2 protein-coding genes are annotated in these 1,282 nt (G+C 55.5%); one reads left to right on the forward strand and one right to left on the reverse strand.

Features of this window, described 5'->3' with window-relative positions; translation table 11 throughout:
* Positions 1–69: 69 nt before the first annotated feature.
* Entirely contained in the window at positions 70–399 is a 330-nt protein-coding gene (locus tag B2W52_RS21030; protein ID WP_082813960.1) for a 2OG-Fe(II) oxygenase, read from the reverse strand.
* Positions 400–509: 110 nt separating this feature from the next.
* Here B2W52_RS21030 and mtgA point away from each other — a divergent pair, with 110 nt between their 5' ends.
* Entirely contained in the window at positions 510–1,202 is a 693-nt protein-coding gene (gene mtgA, locus B2W52_RS21035) for a monofunctional biosynthetic peptidoglycan transglycosylase (protein WP_286804016.1), read from the forward strand.
* The last annotated feature ends 80 nt before the right edge of the window (positions 1,203–1,282 follow it).

A 1,282-nucleotide genomic window follows, 5' to 3' on the forward strand; every position in this document is an offset into this window, starting at 1 on the left:
TGCTCTGTGCGTCTGTCATCATGCGCAAGGGCATCAGCGCGGCACGGCTCATTTCATGGGCAAAATACATCATGATACTGTCCTGCTTGAGTTATGGAGTCCGGAAGTCAACGCAAAACTCAACAGCCATCGATTTCCGCGCTCGATCTTTGATACCCGATGCTCATAGAGATCCGGGCGAAACAGATACAATCTTCCAAAAAGGTTGAAAATATTCTTGTCGCAGATGAATTCGCCACCGGCTTTGGGTTTCGCCAGAACCCAATTGAGTTTGTAGAGCCGGCCCTCGGAAACCATGTCCACGTGCGGCCCTACCTTGTGGCCTTCTGGATATCGGACCAGGTATATATTCAGGCGTCTGGAATGAAAGAGAATCCGGGTTTTTACTTTTGCAGGCATGGTAGTGGCATACGCTCTCACAGAATCGCTATCAGCAGTTTGCGCGCTGTGCGGCCCGTTGGTCAATTATGGCCGGGAACTCGCTCGCACAAAGATGAGGATTTGAACTGATGGCCAGAGCATCAGGTGGTCGCAAGCTTTTGCGATGGTTTTTGCTGCTATGCGCCGGGGCTATCGTGCTGGTGCTGTTGGTGGTTCTGATGTTTCGGTTCGTAAATCCGCCCACCTCGGCCTTCATGCTGGGTTATCAGCTTCAGGGCGCGAACAAATCCCTCGCCCACGAATGGGTGCCCATGCGCGAGATCTCTCCCTGGATGCCGCTTGCGGTGGTTGCCAGCGAGGACCAGCGGTTCCCGCATCATGTGGGCGTGGATTTTGCGGCGGTTCGCCAGGCGCTCTCGGAGTACCGGGCCGGCGACGGTCTTCGAGGAGCCAGTACGATCACCCAGCAAACGGCCAAGAACCTCTTTCTCTGGAACGGGCGCAGTTTCATTCGCAAGGCCATCGAGGCGGGGTTGGCGCTTGTAATAGACGGCCTCTGGTCAAAACAGCGGGTACTGGAAGTTTATCTGAATATTGCCGAGTTTGGCCCCGGAATTTATGGCGTTGAAGCCGCCAGCCAGGCCTACTTCGGCAAGCCTGCCCGTCACCTTACCGAGTACCAGGCCGCGCTGCTCGCGGCCGTACTCCCGAATCCGAAAGTCCTGCGGGTCAATTCGCCATCGTCGTATGTGTTGGAGCGAGTGGCCTGGATTCGGGGCCAGATTGCACAGCTGGGTGCTGGATACCTGCGAGATCTCTAGTCTTGCAGATGAGCAGATTTATTGGCGTGACCCCTGGCGCGGACTCGTTGATACTAGGGGTATTGCAGGACCACTTATTT

Origin of the sequence: Marinobacter sp. UBA2498 (assembly GCF_002341575.1) — a bacterium.
Lineage (GTDB): Bacteria > Pseudomonadota > Gammaproteobacteria > Pseudomonadales > Oleiphilaceae > Marinobacter > Marinobacter manganoxydans.

Excerpts from the sequence above, each read along its gene's own strand:
- B2W52_RS21030 (WP_082813960.1), bottom strand. The coding sequence starts at position 399 with ATGCCTGCAAAAGTAAAAACCCGGATTCTCTTTCATTCCAGACGCCTG.
- mtgA (WP_286804016.1), top strand. The coding sequence starts at position 510 with ATGGCCAGAGCATCAGGTGGTCGCAAGCTTTTGCGATGGTTTTTGCTG.